At 71.6% G+C, this 18,219-nt stretch carries 16 protein-coding genes and 1 tRNA gene; 10 read left to right on the forward strand and 7 right to left on the reverse strand.

From position 1 onward, the window contains the following. Positions 1-58 precede the first annotated feature (58 nt). The 4 genes from OHB41_RS18550 to OHB41_RS18565 all read left to right on the forward strand — a co-directional run bounded on the left by OHB41_RS18550 (position 59) and on the right by OHB41_RS18565 (position 2,924). Entirely contained in the window at positions 59-1,297 is a 1,239-nt protein-coding gene (locus OHB41_RS18550; RefSeq protein WP_266699349.1) for a helix-turn-helix domain-containing protein, read from the forward strand. 188 nt (positions 1,298-1,485) lie between these two features. After that, positions 1,486-2,088 carry an oligoribonuclease gene (gene orn, locus OHB41_RS18555; protein ID WP_266699350.1) on the forward strand — a complete coding sequence of 201 codons (603 nt, stop codon included), beginning with the start codon at positions 1,486-1,488 and terminating at the stop codon, positions 2,086-2,088. Between the two features lie 107 nt (positions 2,089-2,195). Beyond that, positions 2,196-2,268 (forward strand) — tRNA-His (locus tag OHB41_RS18560). A 119-nt stretch (positions 2,269-2,387) separates the two neighbouring features. Continuing rightward, complete coding sequence (locus OHB41_RS18565) at positions 2,388-2,924, forward strand: GNAT family N-acetyltransferase (protein WP_266699351.1); 537 nt, start codon at positions 2,388-2,390, stop codon at positions 2,922-2,924. A 145-nt stretch (positions 2,925-3,069) separates the two neighbouring features. Here the strand turns inward: OHB41_RS18565 and OHB41_RS18570 are convergent, their stop codons facing one another. Then, complete coding sequence (locus OHB41_RS18570) at positions 3,070-3,900, reverse strand: serine/threonine protein kinase (RefSeq protein WP_266699352.1); 831 nt, start codon at positions 3,898-3,900, stop codon at positions 3,070-3,072. 209 nt (positions 3,901-4,109) lie between these two features. Next, positions 4,110-5,165 carry a LacI family DNA-binding transcriptional regulator gene (locus tag OHB41_RS18575; protein WP_266699353.1) on the reverse strand — a complete coding sequence of 352 codons (1,056 nt, stop codon included), beginning with the start codon at positions 5,163-5,165 and terminating at the stop codon, positions 4,110-4,112. Between the two features lie 416 nt (positions 5,166-5,581). Between OHB41_RS18575 and OHB41_RS18580 the strand changes: the two genes are divergently transcribed. The 4 genes from OHB41_RS18580 to OHB41_RS18595 all read left to right on the forward strand — a co-directional run bounded on the left by OHB41_RS18580 (position 5,582) and on the right by OHB41_RS18595 (position 10,444). After that, the gene (locus OHB41_RS18580) at positions 5,582-6,910 is read left to right on the forward strand and encodes an ABC transporter substrate-binding protein (protein WP_266699354.1); all 1,329 of its coding nucleotides are present in this window, start codon (positions 5,582-5,584) and stop codon (positions 6,908-6,910) included. After that, positions 6,907-7,935, forward strand: a complete 1,029-nt coding sequence (locus OHB41_RS18585; protein WP_266699355.1) for a carbohydrate ABC transporter permease — start codon at positions 6,907-6,909, stop codon at positions 7,933-7,935. Before OHB41_RS18580 ends, OHB41_RS18585 begins: the two co-directional genes overlap by 4 nt. Further along, a complete protein-coding gene (locus tag OHB41_RS18590; RefSeq protein ID WP_266699356.1) occupies positions 7,932-8,843 on the forward strand; it encodes a carbohydrate ABC transporter permease in 912 nt (303 codons plus the stop codon). The genes OHB41_RS18585 and OHB41_RS18590 overlap by 4 nt, the downstream gene beginning before the upstream one ends. Positions 8,844-9,010: 167 nt before the next feature. Next, positions 9,011-10,444: a GH1 family beta-glucosidase gene (locus OHB41_RS18595; protein WP_266699357.1), complete on the forward strand. Its 1,434-nt coding sequence runs from the start codon at positions 9,011-9,013 to the stop codon at positions 10,442-10,444. Between the two features lie 140 nt (positions 10,445-10,584). Here OHB41_RS18595 and OHB41_RS18600 read toward each other — a convergent pair whose 3' ends face one another. From OHB41_RS18600 to OHB41_RS18610, 3 genes are all read right to left on the reverse strand, one after another. Next, positions 10,585-12,072, reverse strand: coding sequence for a glycoside hydrolase family 18 protein (locus OHB41_RS18600; RefSeq protein ID WP_266699358.1), 1,488 nt, complete (start codon positions 12,070-12,072; stop codon positions 10,585-10,587). Between the two features lie 214 nt (positions 12,073-12,286). Further along, entirely contained in the window at positions 12,287-13,663 is a 1,377-nt protein-coding gene (locus OHB41_RS18605) for a sensor histidine kinase (protein ID WP_266699359.1), read from the reverse strand. Then, positions 13,660-14,376, reverse strand: coding sequence for a response regulator transcription factor (locus tag OHB41_RS18610; RefSeq protein WP_266699360.1), 717 nt, complete (start codon positions 14,374-14,376; stop codon positions 13,660-13,662). The genes OHB41_RS18605 and OHB41_RS18610 overlap by 4 nt, the downstream gene beginning before the upstream one ends. Before the next feature lie 109 nt (positions 14,377-14,485). On the opposite strand from OHB41_RS18610, the gene OHB41_RS18615 reads away from it, so the two are divergent. After that, positions 14,486-15,022, forward strand: a complete 537-nt coding sequence (locus OHB41_RS18615; protein WP_266699361.1) for a hypothetical protein — start codon at positions 14,486-14,488, stop codon at positions 15,020-15,022. Between the two features lie 137 nt (positions 15,023-15,159). Beyond that, a complete protein-coding gene (locus OHB41_RS18620) occupies positions 15,160-16,578 on the forward strand; it encodes an IS1182 family transposase (RefSeq protein ID WP_526025027.1) in 1,419 nt (472 codons plus the stop codon). A 261-nt stretch (positions 16,579-16,839) separates the two neighbouring features. On the opposite strand, the gene OHB41_RS18625 is transcribed toward OHB41_RS18620, so the two are convergent. Together OHB41_RS18625 and OHB41_RS18630 are read right to left on the reverse strand one after the other, a co-directional pair. Further along, positions 16,840-17,709: a spermidine synthase gene (locus OHB41_RS18625; protein ID WP_266699362.1), complete on the reverse strand. Its 870-nt coding sequence runs from the start codon at positions 17,707-17,709 to the stop codon at positions 16,840-16,842. A gap of 53 nt (positions 17,710-17,762) precedes the next feature. Continuing rightward, positions 17,763-18,164 carry a hypothetical protein gene (locus OHB41_RS18630; protein WP_526025048.1) on the reverse strand — a complete coding sequence of 134 codons (402 nt, stop codon included), beginning with the start codon at positions 18,162-18,164 and terminating at the stop codon, positions 17,763-17,765. Between the last annotated feature and the right edge of the window lie 55 nt (positions 18,165-18,219).

The raw sequence follows: 18,219 nt of genomic DNA on the forward strand, positions 1-18,219 counted from the left end.
GAAACGTGCAGGAGCGACACAACCGAGGAGCCGCGACCACCGAGGGGGGCTTAGCAGTATGAGCCACGACTCCACTGCCGCGCCGGAAGCCGCGGCCCGGAAACTCTCCGGGCGACGCCGCAAGGAGATCGTCGCGGTGCTGCTGTTCAGCGGCGGCCCCATCTTCGAGAGTTCCATTCCGCTGTCGGTGTTCGGGATTGACCGCCAGGACGCCGGCGTGCCGCGCTACCGACTTCTGGTCTGCGCCGGCGAGGACGGCCCGCTGCGGACCACAGGGGGCCTGGAACTCACCGCGCCGCATGGCCTGGAGGCGATCTCGCGAGCGGGCACCGTCGTGGTGCCGGCCTGGCGCTCGATCACCTCGCCGCCACCGGAGGAAGCGCTCGACGCGCTGCGCCGGGCGCACGAGGAGGGGGCCCGCATAGTCGGACTGTGCACCGGTGCTTTCGTGCTGGCCGCCGCCGGACTGCTGGACGGCCGCCCGGCGACGACGCATTGGATGTACGCGCCGACGCTGGCCAAGCGCTATCCGTCCGTGCACGTCGATCCGCGCGAGCTGTTCGTCGACGACGGTGACGTACTGACATCGGCGGGCACCGCGGCCGGAATCGATCTCTGTCTGCACATCGTGCGGACGGACCACGGCAACGAGGCGGCCGGCGCGCTGGCCCGTCGTCTGGTGGTCCCGCCGCGCCGGAGCGGCGGACAGGAGCGCTATCTCGACCGGTCTTTACCGGAGGAGATCGGCGCCGACCCCCTCGCGGAGGTCGTCGCCTGGGCGCTGGAGCACCTGCACGAGCAGTTCGACGTCGAGACGCTGGCGGCACGCGCGTACATGAGCCGCCGCACGTTCGACCGCCGCTTCCGCTCGCTGACGGGGAGCGCGCCGCTGCAGTGGCTGATCACCCAGCGCGTGCTGCAGGCGCAGCGGCTGCTTGAGACGTCCGACTACTCGGTCGACGAGGTCGCCGGACGCTGCGGCTTCCGCTCGCCGGTCGCGCTGCGCGGACACTTCCGGCGCCAGCTCGGCTCGTCCCCGGCCGCCTACCGGGCGGCGTACCGGGCACGTCGGCCGCAGTCCGAGCGGCCGTCGGACCCGGACGGTCCCGTGGGCTCGGCCGGGCAGTCCCCGGTCCTGGCCCAGGAGAGCCCGGTCCCGCCGCAGACCCGTCGTACGGCGGCCGCCGGTGCCCTGAGCCCGGCCTCGCTGTCGACCGCGACGGATCCGGGCAAACCGGGCGCGGAGCTGTACGCGGCGGGGCGGCCGAGCCTGCCGGGGCAGCGCAGCGCGCCCTAGCGTTCGGGCGCCGTGGCGCCCCGGCGCCCCGGCGCCGTGACGACGTCACACCGCCCGTGCCGCGAACGGCCCGGGGCCCTCGGGTCCCGGGCCGTCGCCGTGTGCGCGGGCGCCCGGGACCCGAGGGCCCCGGGCCATCGCCGTCCCGGGCCTGCCCGTGCGCCGGGGCGCGCCGTAGGGTTGGGGCCATGAACGATCGCATGGTGTGGATCGACTGCGAGATGACCGGGCTCTCGCTGTCGGAGGACGCACTCATCGAGGTGGCCGCGCTGGTCACCGACTCGGAGCTGAACGTGCTCGGCGAAGGGGTGGACATCGTGATCCGCCCGCCGGACGCGGCCCTGGAGACGATGCCGGACGTGGTGCGCCAGATGCACACGGCCTCCGGCCTCCTCTCCGAACTCGCCGACGGCACCACCCTGGCCGACGCCGAGGAACAGGTCCTCTCCTACGTGCGTGAGCACGTCAAGGAGCCGGGCAAGGCCCCGCTGTGCGGGAACTCGGTCGGCACGGACCGGGGTTTCCTGCTCCGCGACATGGCCACGCTGGAGGGCTATCTCCACTACCGCATCGTGGACGTCTCCTCCGTCAAGGAGCTGGCCCGCCGCTGGTACCCGCGGGCGTACTTCAACAGCCCGGACAAGAACGGCAACCACCGCGCCCTCGCCGACATCCGCGAATCCATCGCCGAACTCCGCTACTACCGCGAGGCGATCTTCGTCCCGCAGCCCGGCCCCGACTCGGAGACCGCCCGCACCATCGCGGCGAAGCACGTACTGCCCGTGGAATGACGCGTGTCCGGGGTCCCGGCGGACCCCGGACAAAAGGCGGGCGCGAGCACCCCTCCGGACCCTGTACACTTTTTCTCGGCCGGTCAGGGAAACCAGAACCGGACATGGTGGGTGTAGCTCAGCTGGTAGAGCACCTGGTTGTGGTCCAGGATGCCGCGGGTTCAAGTCCCGTCACTCACCCTGATGACCGAGGCCCGGTCCGCGCAAGCGGACCGGGCCTCGGTCATGTGCGGATCCTGGTCGAGTCCAGTGTCCGGTGCCCGGTCGTACGCGGGAGGGTCCGCCCTTAGGCTCACCGCGTGCCCCTCCACACCGAAACCCTCCGCACCGCCCGCCTCGACCTGCTCCCCCTGCGCGTCGAACACGCCGAGGAGATGGCCGCGGTACTGGCCGACCCGGAGCTGCACACGTTCACCGGTGGCGAGCCCGACACCCCCGAGTCCCTGCGTTCACGCTATGAGCGTCTGGTCGCGGGCTCCCCCGATCCCGCCGTCCTCTGGTGCAACTGGGTGCTGCGGCTGCGCGAGGCCGCGGAGGACGGGGGCTACGGAGACGACGGAGGCCGCCTGGTGGGGACCGTTCAGGCGACGGTCGGCGCGGACACCGCGGAGGTCGCCTGGGTGGTAGGCACCCGCCGGCAGGGGCGCGGGTTCGCCGGGGAGGCGGCGCGGGCGCTGGTCGCCCGGCTCGGCGAGGAGCCGGGCGTCCGAACGGTCGTCGCCCATGTCCACCCGGACCACCGGGCGTCCGCGGCCGTCGCCGCGGCGGCCGGGCTGACCCCCACCGGCATCCTCCACGAGGGCGAAGTCCGCTGGCAGCGAGCGGTACGGCCCTGAGGAGACCGATGCCGGGGGGCCGCCCGCCCGGCATCGGACGCCTGAATCCGGGCTGCTGATTCCGGGCTCCTGGGTCCGGGCGCCCGCCCTCGGAGAGCCGACCTCGAACAACCGGCCTCGGACAGTCCGCCTCAGGCAGCCGATCTCAGGCGACCGGCGCGGTGTCGGCCGCCCGCCACGCCTCGGCGAAACGGTGGACGTTCTCGAAGCGCTCCCCGGGATCGGTCCGGGTGGCACGGACGATGACCGTCTGCTGGGCCGGAGTGCCCCGCCAGGCGCGCTCCTCGTCGCCCGCGTCCAGCAGGAGCCGGGCGGCACGGCCCAGCGTGAACACGGTCGTCCGGGTGTCGATCACCGCCCCGCGCACCCACTCCTCGGGAGCCATGAACCGCCGGGAGCCCGGCAGTCGTTCGTCCTCGACCACGAACGGACCCGGCCGGTACTCGTCGAGGTCGACCAGATGGGCGACGTCGCGGTCGAAGTCGTACAGCAGCGCACCGTCGTAGAAGTCCACGGCGACCTGGCCGGCGGCCTCCACCGCGAGGTGGGCGTCCAGGACCCGGTCGAAGGCGCGCAGGACCGCGTCGGCCGGCAGGGCCCGGAAGCGTGCCATCGCACTGGCCGGGTCCGTACGGTCGCGCACCCCGTCCACCTCCGCGGGGTAGAGCACCTCGCCCTCCCGCCAGGGCATCACCACCGCCCAGCCGCCGTCCTGCAGGGCGATGCGGTGCACCTGCGGGACGATCGCCCGGTGCCGAACCGACCGGTGGAAGGCCCAGCCGCGCTCCAGCGAGCGCCGGCCGTGATCCGTGACCGCCTCCTTGAGGAACCACCGGCCGCCGTCGAGCAGTCTCACCCCGTACGACACGCACCCCGAGTCCTGCTCGCGGAACGTCCGGAACACCTCGCCCACCCGGCCCAGATAGGGCTCCACGGCGGGCACTTCATCGACTCCCAGCAAGGGATGCAGGACCATACCCGCCAGACTGCCCTACGGAACTCTTCCCGTGCGGCAACAGCGGCAACAGCGGCGGGGCGGCTCGGCCGTCAGCGGTACAGGGCGGTGACGGGACCGAGCGGCGGCAGCAGTGGGGGCGGGGCGCCGGCACGCGGCAGGACGGTCGCGTGCGCCCGAGCGGTCGCGTGCGCCGGAGCGGTCGTGCGCCCGAGCCTTGGCTTGCCCTGTCAGGACGACGCCCGCGCCACCAGCTCGGTGGGCAGCACGACCTGACGCTTCTCCAGCTCCCGTGACACCGCCGGGCGACGGTCCGCGATCTCCCCGAGCAGCAGGTCGATCATCGCCCGGCCCATCTCCTCTATCGGCTGGCGCACGCTCGTCAGGGGCGGATCCATGTGGCGGGCGATGGCGGAGTCGTCGTACCCGACGAGGGCCACGTCGTCCGGTATACGACGGCCCGCCTCGCGCAGGACCTGGCGGGCGCCGGCCGCCATCACGTCCGAGCCCGCGAAGACGGCGTCCAGATCGGGGCAGCGGGCCAGCAGTTCGGTCATCGCCCGCCGCCCGCCCTCCTCCGTGAAGTCGCCGGCGACGATGAGGTCGTCGTCCACCGGACGGCCCGCGGCACGCAGACCCTCGCGGTAGCCGTCGACACGACGCTGGGCACCGAAGACGTCGAGGCGGCCCGCGAGGTGGACGATCCTGCGGCGCCCCCGGGCGACCAGGTGCTCGACGGCGAGGCGCCCCCCGCCGTAGTTGTCGGAGTCCACGGACGGCAGCGTCTCGTCCGCCGAGCGCCGGCCGCTGATCACCGCCGGGATCTCCAGCTGGGAGAGCAGGTCGGGCAGCGGGTCGTCCGCGTGCACCGAGACCAGCAGGACACCGTCCACTCGGTGCGCCGCCAGGTACTGGGCCAGGCGCTGCCGCTCCCGGTCGCTGCCCGCGAAGATCAGCAGCAGCTGCATCTCGGTGTCGGAGAGCTCCGCACCGACGCCCCGGAGCATGTCCGAGAAGTACGGTTCCGCGAAGAACCGGGTCTCCGGCTCGGGGACGACGAGCGCGATCGCGTCCGTGCGGTTGGCGGCGAGGGCGCGTGCCGCCGTGTTCGGGACATAACCGAGCTCCGCCACCGCGGCCTCGACCGCGGCACGGGTCGTGTCGCTGACCCGCGGGGAACCGTTGATCACCCGGGACACCGTGCCGCGGCCCACACCGGCGCGCGCGGCGACCTCCTCGAGGGTCGGCCGCCCGCCGCTCCGGCCCCGCGCTCCGTGGCCTGCCATGGTCCGCCTCCCGTCGACGCCGCGCTTCTGAGCGGCTGGCCTGGAATCTAACAGTCCCGTTCATGGACAGGGGCCCGGCCGTGGTGGCAACCTCGCCGGGGCTGCTGGTGCCGGCCTCGCCGGCCGGCCCCGGGAAGTCACCTCGGCACGACCCGCTCCACCCGTCCCCCCACCCTCTTGCGCCCCGCCCCTCGGAGTTAGTTAACAGGCCGATAACTGAACGCGGCTCTCCGTGTCCGCTCCCTTGACACCCCCGCGTGAACCGACGACTCTTCAACACATCACCTGTGGGAGCGCTCCCACGGTACCTGACACCTACACATCCCGCACGTTCCCCGCCCGAGCCGCAGCGAGAAAAACGGGCCCAACAATGCAGTTGGCCGGGGGGTCGGCACGTCAGGCAACAGGAGGACGCAATGCGCACGAGTACCCGCCGGTCCCGCAGGCTGGGGGCCCTCGCGGCCGTCGCCGCGCTGACCACAGGGCTGCTGGCCGGCTGCGCCAACGACTCGAACGACGGCTCGTCGGCCTCGGGCGACGGCGGTGGTGGCGGCAAGGGCAAGACCACGCTGACCATCGGTACCTTCGGCGTCTTCGGCTACAAGCAGGCCGGTCTCTACGACGAGTACATGAAGCTGCACCCGGACATCTCGATCAAGGAGAACGTCACCACCCGCACCGACGTGTACTGGCCCAAGACGCTCACCCGTCTCCAGGCCGGCTCCGGCACCGACGACATCCAGGCGATAGAGGTCGGCAACATCACCGAGGCCGTCCAGACCCAGGCCGACAAGTTCGTCGACCTCGGCAAGGAGGTCGACAAGTCGCAGTGGCTGGACTGGAAGACCGCCCAGGCCACCACCAAGGACGGCAAGACCATCGGGCTCGGTACGGACATCGGCCCGATGGCGATCTGCTACCGCAAGGACCTCTTCGAGAAGGCCGGTCTGGAGACCGACCGCACCAAGCTCGCCGCGCAGTGGAAGGGCGACTGGGCCAAGTACGTCGACCTCGGCAAGCAGTACATGAAGAAGGCGCCGAGCGGCACCAAGTTCGTGGACTCCGCCTCCTCGGTCTACAACGCGGCGCTCGGGGGCGAGAGCGAGCGGTACTACGACAAGGACGGCAACGTCATCTGGGACAAGTCCACGGGCGTGAAGAAGTCCTGGAACGCCGCGATGACGGTGGCGACCAGCAACATGTCGGCGAAGCTGAAGCAGTTCGACCCGACGTGGGACCAGGGCTTCGCCAAGGGTTCGTTCGCGACGGTGGCCTGCCCCGCCTGGATGATGGGCTACATCCAGGAGAAGTCCGGTGACGCCGGCAAGGGCAAGTGGGACGTGGCGGCAGCGCCGACCGCGGCCAACTGGGGCGGTTCGTTCATCGGTGTCCCGACGGCGGGCAAGCACCAGAAGGAGGCCATCGCGCTGGCCAAGTGGCTGACCGCGCCGGAGCAGCAGGCGAAGGTCTTCGCCAAGCAGGCCAGCTTCCCGTCGACGCCCGCGGCCTACGACAGCCTGAAGCCGGCAGCGGCGACGACGTCGTACTTCTCGGACGCGCCGATCACGCAGATCTTCGCCGACTCGGCGAAGACCATCCCCGTCCAGAACTTCGGCACCAAGGACCAGCCGATCGGCACCGCGATCACCGACGTCGGCATCCTCCAGGTCGAGCAGAAGGGCAAGTCCCCCGACCAGGGCTGGAACGCGGCGAAGGCTGAGATCAAGGACGTGCTCGGCCAGTGACCAGCTCCAAGCAGGCTCTCGCGCATCCCGCGACGAGCGCCGACGCCGCGCCCGGCTCTCAGCCGGGCGCGGCCCGGGGCGCTCGGGGTCGCGGTACGCCGCCGCCGGACCCGGGTTCCTGGCGCAGCCGGCTGTACCGCTGGGACATGAAGGCGTCGCCCTACGCGTTCATCGCCCCCTTCTTCGTCATCTTCGGGGCCTTCGGGCTCGTGCCGCTCCTGTACACGGCCTGGTACTCGCTGCACAACGTGCAGCTGTCCGGCCTGGACCACCAGACCTGGGCCGGCCTGGACAACTACAAGAACCTGCTGTCCTCGGAGTTCTTCTGGAACGCCCTGGAGAACACCTTCACCATCGGTGTGATCTCCACGGTGCCGCAGCTGGTCATGGCGCTCGGGATCGCCCACCTGCTCAACTACCGGCTGCGCGGCTCGACCGTGTGGCGGGTCGTGATGCTCACCCCGTACGCCACCTCGGTGGCGGCGGCGACGCTGGTCTTCACGCTGCTGTACTCGTGGGACGGCGGCATGATCAACTGGCTGCTGCACTTCGTCGGGGTCCACCCGATCAACTGGCGCGAGTCGGACTGGGGTTCGCAGTTCGCCGTCTCCTCGATCGTGATCTGGAGGTGGACCGGCTACAACGCGCTGATCTACCTCGCGGCGATGCAGGCGATCCCCACCGACCTGTACGAGTCGGCGGCTCTCGACGGCGCGGGCCGCTGGCAGCAGTTCCGCCACGTGACGGTCCCGATGCTGCGGCCGACGATCCTGTTCACCGTGGTCGTCTCCACCATCGGCGCGACGCAACTCTTCGGTGAACCGCTCCTGTTCGGCGGGGTCAGCGGCTCGAAGGGCGGCTCCGCGCACCAGTACCAGACGCTCGGCCTGTACATGTACGACCAGGGCTGGGGCATCGGCAACCTCGGCAAGGCGTCAGCGATCGCATGGACGATGTTCCTGATCCTGCTGATCGTCGCCGCGATCAACCTGCTGGTCACCCGACGGCTGAGGAAATCCCAATGACCACCACTGAACTGACTGTCCCCCAGCCGGCGGCGCAGGACTCCCGGGACGACCGGGGCCCCGGACGCCGCCGGGTGCTGGGCGCGGGCAAGCAGCTGCACGCGGGGCCGGTCACCTATGTCGTCCTGGCCGTCTTCGCGCTGGTCTCGCTGGCTCCGCTGGTCTGGACGGCCATCGCGGCCTCCCGCAACAACGAGCGGCTTGCGCAGACACCGCCGCCGCTGTGGTTCGGCGGCAACCTGTTCAAGAACCTCCAGGCCGCGTGGGAACAGGCCGGGCTCGGCACCGCGATGCTCAACTCCACGATCGTCGCCGGGACCATCACCGTCGGTACGGTCGTCTTCTCCACGCTCGCCGGGTTCGCCTTCGCCAAGCTGCGGTTCAGGTTCTCCAGCACCCTGCTGCTGCTGACCATCGGCACGATGATGATCCCGCCGCAGCTGGCCGTCGTACCGCTGTACCTGTGGATGAGCGACCTCGGCTGGTCCAACCAGTTGCAGACGGTCATCCTGCCCACCCTGGTGAGTGCCTTCGGCACGTTCTTCATGCGGCAGTACCTGGTCCAGGCGCTGCCCACCGAGCTGATCGAGGCGGCGCGGGTCGACGGCGCGAGCAGTCTGCGGGTCGTCTGGCACGTCGTCTTCCCGGCGGCGCGGCCGGCGATGGCGGTCCTCGGTCTGCTGACCTTCGTGATGGCCTGGAACGACTTCCTGTGGCCGATCATCGCCCTCAACCAGCAGAACCCCACCGTGCAGGTCGCCCTCAACTCGCTGGGCACCGGTTACGTACCCGACCAGGCCGTGATCATGGCGGGCGCGCTGCTCGGCACGCTGCCGCTGCTCATCGCCTTCCTGCTGTTCGGAAAGCAGATCGTGGGCGGCATCATGCAGGGCGCGATCAAGGGCTGACCCGTCGCACCGCCGCCCGTGGGGGCCGGGTCACCGCCGCCCCGGCCCCATCGCCCCTTTCCCTCTCCCCTTCTTCTCCCCCTTCTCCCCCTTCTCCCCCTTCTCCCCCTTCTCCCCCCTTCTCCTCATTACCGTCGTTCGCCACGACCTCCTATGGGAGCGCTTCCATGCCTGAACCCGCATCGCCCGTGTCCTTTCCCCCCGCGTTCCTCTGGGGCGCGGCGACCTCCGCGTACCAGATCGAGGGGGCGGTACGGGAGGACGGCCGCACGCCCTCCATCTGGGACACCTTCAGTCACACGCCCGGAAAGACGGCCGGCGGCGAGACCGGTGACATCGCTGTCGACCACTACCACCGCTTCCGCGACGACGTGGCCCTGATGGCGGAGCTGGGCCTGTCCGCGTACCGCTTCTCGGTCTCCTGGTCCCGGGTGCAGCCGACGGGGCGCGGACCGGCGGTCCAGCGGGGTCTGGACTTCTACCGCAACCTGGTCGACGAGCTGCTGGCCCACGACATCAAGCCGGCCATCACCCTCTACCACTGGGACCTCCCCCAGGAGCTGGAGGACGCGGGCGGCTGGCCCGAGCGCGACACGGCGCTGCGCTTCGCCGACTACGCCCAGATCGTGGGCGAGGCGCTCGGCGACCGGGTGGAGCAGTGGATCACCCTGAACGAGCCGTGGTGCAGCGCGTTCCTGGGCTACGGCTCCGGCGTGCACGCGCCGGGCCGCACGGACGCGGCGGCGTCGCTGAAGGCCGCCCATCACCTCAACCTGGCGCACGGCCTGGGCGCGAAGGCGCTGAGGTCGGTGATGCCGGCCCGCAACTCGGTCGCGGTGAGCCTCAACTCCTCCGTCGTCAGGCCGCTTTCGCAGAGCCCCGCGGATCTCGCGGCGGTCCGGCGCATCGACAACCTGGCCAACGGTGTCTTCCACGGCCCGATGCTGCACGGCGCCTACCCGGAGGGCCTGTTCGAGGAGACGTCCGCGATCACGGACTGGTCGTACGTCCTGGACGGCGACCTGGCGGTGATCAAGCAGCCGCTCGACGCGCTGGGGCTGAACTACTACACCCCGACGCTGGTGTCGGCGGCGGACGCGACCGCGTCCGGTCCCCGGGCGGACGGTCACGGGGCGAGCGCGTACACGCCGTGGCCGGGCGCCGACGACGTGATGTTCCACCAGACTCCGGGCGAACGGACGGAGATGGGCTGGACGATCGACCCGACGGGCCTGCACGACCTGATCACGCGCTACACGCGGGAGGCGCCCGGTCTGCCGCTGTACATCACCGAGAACGGCGCCGCGTACGACGACAAGCCGGACCCGGAGGGGCGTGTCCACGACCCCGAGCGCATCGCCTACCTGCACGGCCACCTGTCGGCGGTCCGCCGCGCCATCGCCGACGGCGCGGACGTCCGCGGGTACTACCTCTGGTCCCTGATGGACAACTTCGAGTGGGCGTACGGCTACGGCAAGCGCTTCGGCGCGGTGTACGTCGACTACGCGACCCTGGCCCGTACGCCGAAGTCGAGCGCCCGCTGGTACAGCCGGGCGGCCCGGACGGGGACGCTGCCTCCGGTGACGGACGCGGCCGAGTAGGTCACATTCCGGGAGACCGGGGCGGGGGGTGTCGGGGGGCGGGGCGCGGCGTCCGGAAAGGGGGCCGCGCCCCGGCCGGATGGGGGGTGGTCCCGGCCGGGACGCTCTTCCCGTGGGGGAGGACTCGGTGGCTGCCGGGCCTACTTGTAGGCGCCGAGGGCCTTCGAGAACGCCCCCGCGCCCTGGACGACCGAGCTGCACGTCGCGTCCGCGGAGTTCTTGGCGCCGCCCGGGCACTGCTTGTCGCGGCTCGCGGACCACATGGAGAGCCAGCCGAGCCCCTTGGACCTGGCGAACGCCACCAGCTGGGCGGCGTCGTCGACCTTGAAGATCTCGGACGCCACGTCGTTGACGCCGATCATCGGGGTGACGGCCACGGTCTTCCAGGCCGCGCTGTCGGAGAGTCCGAGGACGCTCTTGACCTGGGCCTGCGTGGCGGTGGCGGCCTGCTCGGCGTAGGTGCCCATGTCACCGCTGTACGCGGGGCCGTAGTCCATCGCCATGATGTTGACGGCGGAGATCTTCACGCCGTTCGACCTGGCGTCGGTCAGGAGGTTCACGCCGTCCTGGGTGAGGCCCTCGGGCATGACGGGGAGCGTGAAGGACACGTCCAGGCCCGGGTGCTGCTGCTGGAGCTTCGCGATGGCCTTCGCGCGATTCGTGTTCGCCGTGGTGTTCGGCAGCGCGCCGCCCTCGACGTCGAAGTCGACCTTCGTCAGCTTGTACGCGTCGACGGCCTTCCCGTACGCCGTCGCCAGCGCGTCCGCCGACGAACAGGTCGTCGCCAGCTCCGAGCCGGAGGCGCCGCCGAAGGAGACGCGGACGTCGCCGCCCTTCGCCCGCAGCGCGCCGATCTGCGCGGCCACCGCGTCACTGGCGAGGTCGCTCACCCCACCCCACTTGGGCGTACAGCCGCCGCCGTCGGTGATGAAGGCGAGGTTGTAGTTCTTGACCCCGGTGGCCGTCGCGCTGCCGACCAGGTCGAAGGCCGGGTAGAGGGAGGTGTCGACGTAGGGCGCGAAGCCCGCGCCGGTGATGGTGCCGCTGCCGGTGCTCGCCGAGGGGGAGGGCGTGGGGGTGGCCGGGGTGGAAGCCGGGGTGGTCGGGGTGGTGCTGCGGGAGGCGGTCGGGGTGGGCTTCGGCGTGGTCGTGGGGGTGGCCGACCGCGTGGGGCGACCGCTCGGTTCCGGGGTCGCGCCGTCGTCCACCGAGCACTTGGCGCCGTCGATGACACAGCTCTTCGGGTCCGCGGTGCCGTTCACGACGAAGCCGACGGTGACCGACTCGCCGGCCGCCAGGCCGTCCTTGTCCCAGGACGGGGGCTTCACCGTGACGTGGCTTCCGCTCACGCCGGCCTCGCCGTTCCACAGCGAGCCGAGCCGGGTGCCGGAGGGCAGGTCGAACTCCAGTGTCCAGTCGCTCTTCGCCTGGCCGGTGTCGTTCGTGATGACGTACTGCGCGGTGTAACCCGTCGACCAGTCACTGGTCTTGGTGTACGCGGCGCCGACACCGGCGGCGAGCGCGGTGCCGGAGAACAGGAAGGCGCCGCCGCCGACCAAGGCAGCCGCGACGACGCCGCCTATCGCCTTGTTCCTGCCACTGACCTTGCGCCGGTGCGTACTGCTCATCGCGTGCCTGCCTTCGCGGTTTCACGGGAGTTCGCTGGGGATTCCCAGGGGGTGCGGGCAGCACGCTAGCGATCCGGAATCGGGCAAACCGCTTCATCCGGACGGAGGCCTGCGCTCTTAGGGTGCGCTTAAGGAAGGCATCGGGGACGGTTAAAGGTCGAGACCAGTTCAGGGCCGCGTTCAGGGCCGCGGACCGGCTGGGATCGGCCTCGGCTCAGCTCGCGCCGACGCTGTGCCTGCGTCGCCGTACGGATCCCCGGTGCCCGCGCCGCACCGGCGCCCGCCCGTCCAGCTGGATCCATATCCGCACCTCGGTGCCTCCCAGCACCGACGAACCCAGCCGAACGTCCCCGCCCGTCGACTCCGCGAGCCGCCGCACGATGTCCAGCCCGAGTCCGGTCGAGCCGTCGCTGCCCGAGCCCCGTCCGCGCGCCATCGCCGTCTCCGGGTCCACGATCCCCGGTCCCGCGTCCGACACCAGCACGATCACCGCGTCGTCGCCGTTGTGCACGTCGACCGCGAAGGCCGTGCCCTCGGGGGTGTGCCGGAAGACGTTGCCGAGGAGCGCGTCGAGCGCGGCCACCAGGTCGGCCCGCGCGACCGGTATGCGGACCGGACGGTCCACGCCCGCGACCCGCACCTTGCGGCCCTCGTCCTCGGCGAGCGCCGACCAGAAGTCCATCCGCTCGCGGACCACCTCGGACGCGTCGCACCCGGCCCCGACGCCCAGTGCGATCGTCTGCGGCTTGGCCTCCCGCGCCGTCCGGATGATCGTGTCGACCTCCCGCTCCAGTTGTGCCACGGCCGCCCGGGTCTGTTCGGCGGCCGGTCCGTCGCCGAGCGAGGCCGTGTTCAGCCGCAGTACGGTCAGCGGGGTGCGCAGGCGGTGCGAGAGATCCGCCGCCAGCTCCCGCTCGTTCGCCAGGAGTTGGACGACCTGGTCGGCCATCGAGTTGAACGCGACGGCCGCCAGCCGCAGTTCGGTTGGTCCTTCCTCGGGGACCCGTGCTCCGAGCTTGCCCTCCCCCAGTTCGTGCGCGCCCTCGACCAGCCGCTGGGCAGGCTGGACCATGCGTACGCCCAGCCGGTCGGCGACCGCGACCGAGCCGACGATGAGCGCGACGCCGACCGCGGCGAGCACCGCCCAGGCCGTCCCCACGCCGTTGCTGACCTCGGACTCGGGGACGTACACCTCGACGACCGCGATCTCGCCGGAGCTCAGCGCGGTGGGCTGGAGCAGGGTGGAGCCGCCGGGGACCTCGGTGGTGGAGGCCCGGCCCAGTCCGCGGGTGGTCGCGATGTCCTTGGCGGCGGCGCGCTGCCGGCCGATGTCGACCGCCTTGGCGCCGTCGCTCGCCGGTATGTGCACGGCCATGCCGTCGTCGGAACCGGCGGAGGCGACGACCCGCTCCAGCTGGTCCCGGTCGGTGGTGATGGAGAGCGCGGGCGCGACGGCCGCGGCCTCCCGTTCGGCGTTCGAGAACGCGCGGTCCCGGGCCATCTCCTTGATGACGAGTCCGAGCGGCACCGCGAAGGCCACCACGACCATCGTGGTCACCGCCACGCACACCTTGACCAGTGCCCACCTCACAGCGGCGGCTCCGCTCGCGGGAACTCCGTCCGCGGTGGCTCCAGCTTCACGCCGACACCGCGCAGGGTGTGCAGATAGCGCGGCCTCGCCGCCGTCTCGCCCAGCTTCCGCCGCAGCCAGGACAGATGGACGTCGATGGTCTGGTCGTCCCCGTACGACTGCTGCCACACCTCGGCGAGCAGCTCCTTGCGGGCCACGACGACACCGGGCCGGCCGGCCAGGAAGGCGAGCAGGTCGAACTCGCGCCGGGTGAGGTCCAGTCGGACGCCGTCCAGCTCTGCCCGGCGGCGCAACGGGTCGATGGCCAGACCGCCGACCCGGATGACCGGCGACGCGGGCGCCTCCCCCACCGCCCGCGAGCGGCGCAGCACGGCGGCCATCCGCGCGGACAGGTGCTCGACCGAGAACGGCTTGGTCAGGTAGTCGTCCGCGCCGTCGTTCAGCAGGCGGACGATCTCCGTCTCGTCGTCCCGGGCGGTGGCGATGATCACGGGGACGTCGGTGATGCCGCGCAGCATCTTGAGGGCCTCGGCCCCGTCCAGATCGGGCAGACCGAGGTCCAGGATGACGACGTCGAAGGGGAAATGAGCGACCTCGCGCAGCGCCTCGAGCGCGGTGCCGACACTGCGCACCGTGTGCGAGGCGTCGGTCAGATGCCGGATGAGGGCCGAGCGTACGAACTGGTCGTCCTCGACCACGAGCACACTTGCCATGGGCGGCACCGTACGCCATCCGTGCGATGCCGGTCCGGCGCCTGTGGACAACTGCGGCCGCGCGACGGGCACGAGACACCCGTGGGGCGCGTGAGGCAGTATGGCCGCGATGCGCAGAGGACTCGTACACGTACTGGCTTGGACGCTCGCCACGGGCGCGGCGGTCACGCTGTCGTGGTGGGGTGTCCACACGGTCATGACGGGGACGGCGTACGACCCGCCGCGGGCGCTGCCCGTCACGGTGGGCGACTCCCTCACGCAGAAGGCGAAGCCGCTCCCCTCCCCGACCCGCCGGACCGGGGTGCCGCACGCCGCTCCGACCCCGGGGCCGGAGCGGAGCCGGCGGCCGGCCGCCACCCCGTCGCCCTCGAAGTCGCCCTCCTCCGGCCCGAGTCCGAGCTCCTCCGCCGCGGCCGGACGGACGGGTCGGGTGAAGAGTTACGACACCGACGGCGGGCGGGCGGTCTTCGACCTGGGCACGGCCTCCGCGACGCTCGTCTCCGCGACGCCCGGCTCGGGCTGGTCGATGCAGGTGTGGAAGACCGAGTCGTGGATCCGGGTGGAGTTCACGTCGGGTGCGGACCGGGTGTCGGTGTTCTGCACGTGGCACGACGGGCCGCCGCGGGTGGAGATCGGCACCTACTAGGAGCGTGTCTCAGTAACCGGCAACCCGCCTGCGGTTCGTGATTATTCATACGGGATGATCACGGTATGCGTGGTGGCGAGGGGCTGTTCGAGGTCGAGCCGGTCGGGAAGAAGCGGCCGCAGGGTCAGCTGGCGGCGGTGGACAAGACGTTTCGGCCCTTCGATCCGCATCAGGTCCTGCTGCTGCCGCCGTCGCTGGACGACTGGCTGCCCGAGGGCCACCTGGCCCGGTTCGTCGCCGACCTGGTCGATGAGGTGCTCGACCTCGGACCGGTCCTGGCGGACTACACCGAAAAGCGCGGCTACCCGCCCTACGATCCGCGGCTGATGGTACGACTGCTGATCTACGGCTACACCACCGGCGTCCGCTCCTCCCGGGCGATCGAGCGCCGCCTGGCCGACGATGTCGCGTTCCGGTTCCTGGCCGCCGGCCAGGAACCGGACTTCCGCTCGATCGCCCGCTTCCGCCGCCGCCACCTCGACGCGCTGGCCGGTCTGTTCACCCAGTCCCTGCACCTCGCACAGACACTCGGCATGGTCAAGATGGGACGCGTCGCGCTGGACGGCACGAAACTGGAGGCCAGCGCCTCCAAACACAAGGCGATGAGCTACGGCCGCCTGGTCGACAAGGAAGAGCGGATAGAGGCCGAGATCGCCGCTCTGGAAGCGAAGGCCCACGCCCTGCTGACCGACGCCGAGGCCGCCGACGAAGCCGAGGACGACACCTTCGGCGTGGACGGCAAGGAGGCGGACCTGCCCGCCGAGCTGGACCGGCGTGAGAAACGCCTGGCGAAGCTGCAGGCCGCCCGCGCGCAGATCGAGGCCGAGGCCGCCGCCAAGGCCCGCGCCCACGCCGAGGACAAGGAACGCCGCCGTCAGGAACGTGCCGCCAGCAGCGACGAGCAGGCCGTCACCGACGCCGGGGAAGCGGCCGCCGCCAAGGCCCGTCCCAAGCCCAAAGCCCAGGCCAACTTCACCGACCCCGACTCGCGGATCATGAAGAACAGCGACGGCGCCTACATCCAGGCCTACAACGCCCAGGCCGTCGTCGACGAAGAACACCAGGTCATCACCGCCGCCGACGTGACGACCAACCCCTCCGACGCACTGAACTACACCACGATGCTCGACCAGTCCGCCCACAACACCGGCATCCACCCCAAGCAGGCCCTGGTCGACGCCGGGTACTGCTCCGAGACCAACCTCGAAGCCGCGAACGAGCGCCAACTGGCCTGCGGCACCGACACCTTCATGGCCACCGGCCGACTCGCCCACGACGAGCAGGTCCCGCCCGCTCCACGCGGACGCATCCCCAAGGACGCCACGCTGAAGGAGCGCATGGCCCGCAAACTGCGGACCAAACCCGGCCGGAAGGCATACAGCCGCCGCAAAGCCATCGTCGAACCTGTCTTCGGACAGGTCATGACCTGCCAGAACGGCCGCCAGCTCCTCCTGCGTGGCGAGGACGGCGCCCGCGGTGAGTGGCGACTGCTCGCCGCCTGCCACAACCTCCGCAAGATCTTCCGACACTCCGGGCTCGCCGCCCAGGCCGGCTGACCAGCCAGGCCCCCCGGCCCACGCCACAGGCCCTACCAGCCGAACAACAGCCGGGAAGGACCCAACCACGGCCTCACAGGTGCACACGAAACGGCCGCGACCGATCCCATCGATCACGGCCAGCGAGCCCCTTGCTCGTTACCGAGACACGCTCCTAGCCCCGGATCGTGCCGGGCTGTCCGAGGCCGTCGGAGCACTGCGCCGGAACGTGCCGGTCCGGTGCCGTCACGGCGCCTGACGGCACCGGGCGGGCGGGTGTCGTCAGCGGAACACCGAGGGGGGTGGGGCCGGTGAGGCCACCGCCGCCGCGTCCAGGACCGGTGCCGCTCCCCCGGTGAAGTCGGCGAGCTGTCTGCCGTGTTCGACCCGGCCGGGGTGCGGGTCCGAGGCCGCGCGGCGGGTCAGTTCGGCCAGTGGCAGCGGCCGGTCGCAGGCGACGAGGACGGCGTTGCCGAAGCGCTTGCCGCGCAGCACCGTCGGGTCGGCGACGAGGGCCAGTTCGGGGAAGACCGCCGCGGCGGTGGCGATCTGGCCGCGCAGATGGGCCAGCGGGGGTCCGTCGGCGAGGTTGGCGGCGTACAGGCCACCGGGTTTGACGACCCTGCGGACGTCGTCGAGGAATTCCACGGAGGTCAGGTGGGCCGGGGTCCGCGCGCCGCTGAACACGTCGGCGATGACCAGGTCCGCCCAGCCGTCCGGCACCTTGGCAAGCCCCTCACGGGCGTCCACGGAACGCACCCGGATACGGGCGTTGGGGTCCAGCGGCAGCTCACGCCGGACGAGTTGGACGAGGGGGCCGTCGCGTTCGACGATCTGCTGGGTGGAGCGGGGGCGGGTCGCGGCGGTGTAGCGGGCCAGCGTGAAGGCGCCGCCGCCGAGATGCACGGCGTGCACGGGCTTGCCGGGCGGGGCGACCAGGTCGATGACGTGGCCGAGGCGTCGCTGGTACTCGAAGCCCAGGTGGGCGGGGTCGTCGAGGTCGACGTGGGACTGCGGGGCGCCGTCGATCAGCAGGGTCCAGGCGCGCGGGCGGTCCCGGTCGGGTATCAGCTCGGCGAGCCCGCCGTCGACCGTCTCGACGAGGGGCTCGGTGGGCGCCTGGCCGCGCCGCGCGTTCTTCGACCTTCCCATCCCGCCATTATCAGGGGCTCCGGGACCGTCGGCCCAGCGGCCGCTTCGGACGCTCAGCGACAGTTGTCCGCGGCCTCGATGAGGCGTGCCGCCTCGCCCAGCGCCGCCCGCAGGACGGCCGGGTCGGTCGCGAGGTCCGCCTCCCCCGGCGGCAGCAGCCAGTCCGAGCCCTCGACCGGCGGTTCGGGGGCCTGCCGCAGGCCGCGGCCGACGGTCCGCGTACAGGTGCTGCCCGGCACGTCCCAGGCGTCGGCGGTGCCGCGCGGCACCAGGAAGCCGAGGGTGTCGCAGCCGCCGTCGAGCAGAACGGGCCCGACGGATTCGCAGGCGCCGCGGCGGAGAATGTCCACCGCCTCCAGGCCCTGGCGCGCCGGAACGGTCACCACGTCGCAGCCGGCGACCGGCTGCGGTGGGGCGCCGTACTCCGGGGACGACCCGTACGCGGCGGTCGACAGCGGTCTACGGAACTCGGTGCTCTCCAACCCGGCCTCCAACACGGAACCCCTCCTC

It is taken from the genome of Streptomyces sp. NBC_01571 (assembly GCF_026339875.1).
Lineage (GTDB): Bacteria > Actinomycetota > Actinomycetes > Streptomycetales > Streptomycetaceae > Streptomyces.

Excerpts from the sequence above, each read along its gene's own strand:
- OHB41_RS18550 (WP_266699349.1), top strand. The coding sequence starts at position 59 with ATGAGCCACGACTCCACTGCCGCGCCGGAAGCCGCGGCCCGGAAACTC.
- OHB41_RS18625 (WP_266699362.1), bottom strand. The coding sequence starts at position 17,709 with ATGGGAAGGTCGAAGAACGCGCGGCGCGGCCAGGCGCCCACCGAGCCC.
- OHB41_RS18595 (WP_266699357.1), top strand. The coding sequence starts at position 9,011 with ATGCCTGAACCCGCATCGCCCGTGTCCTTTCCCCCCGCGTTCCTCTGG.
- OHB41_RS18610 (WP_266699360.1), bottom strand. The coding sequence starts at position 14,376 with ATGGCAAGTGTGCTCGTGGTCGAGGACGACCAGTTCGTACGCTCGGCC.
- OHB41_RS18600 (WP_266699358.1), bottom strand. The coding sequence starts at position 12,072 with ATGAGCAGTACGCACCGGCGCAAGGTCAGTGGCAGGAACAAGGCGATA.
- orn (WP_266699350.1), top strand. The coding sequence starts at position 1,486 with ATGAACGATCGCATGGTGTGGATCGACTGCGAGATGACCGGGCTCTCG.
- OHB41_RS18575 (WP_266699353.1), bottom strand. The coding sequence starts at position 5,165 with ATGGCAGGCCACGGAGCGCGGGGCCGGAGCGGCGGGCGGCCGACCCTC.
- OHB41_RS18580 (WP_266699354.1), top strand. The coding sequence starts at position 5,582 with ATGCGCACGAGTACCCGCCGGTCCCGCAGGCTGGGGGCCCTCGCGGCC.
- OHB41_RS18570 (WP_266699352.1), bottom strand. The coding sequence starts at position 3,900 with ATGGTCCTGCATCCCTTGCTGGGAGTCGATGAAGTGCCCGCCGTGGAG.
- OHB41_RS18615 (WP_266699361.1), top strand. The coding sequence starts at position 14,486 with ATGCGCAGAGGACTCGTACACGTACTGGCTTGGACGCTCGCCACGGGC.
- OHB41_RS18590 (WP_266699356.1), top strand. The coding sequence starts at position 7,932 with ATGACCACCACTGAACTGACTGTCCCCCAGCCGGCGGCGCAGGACTCC.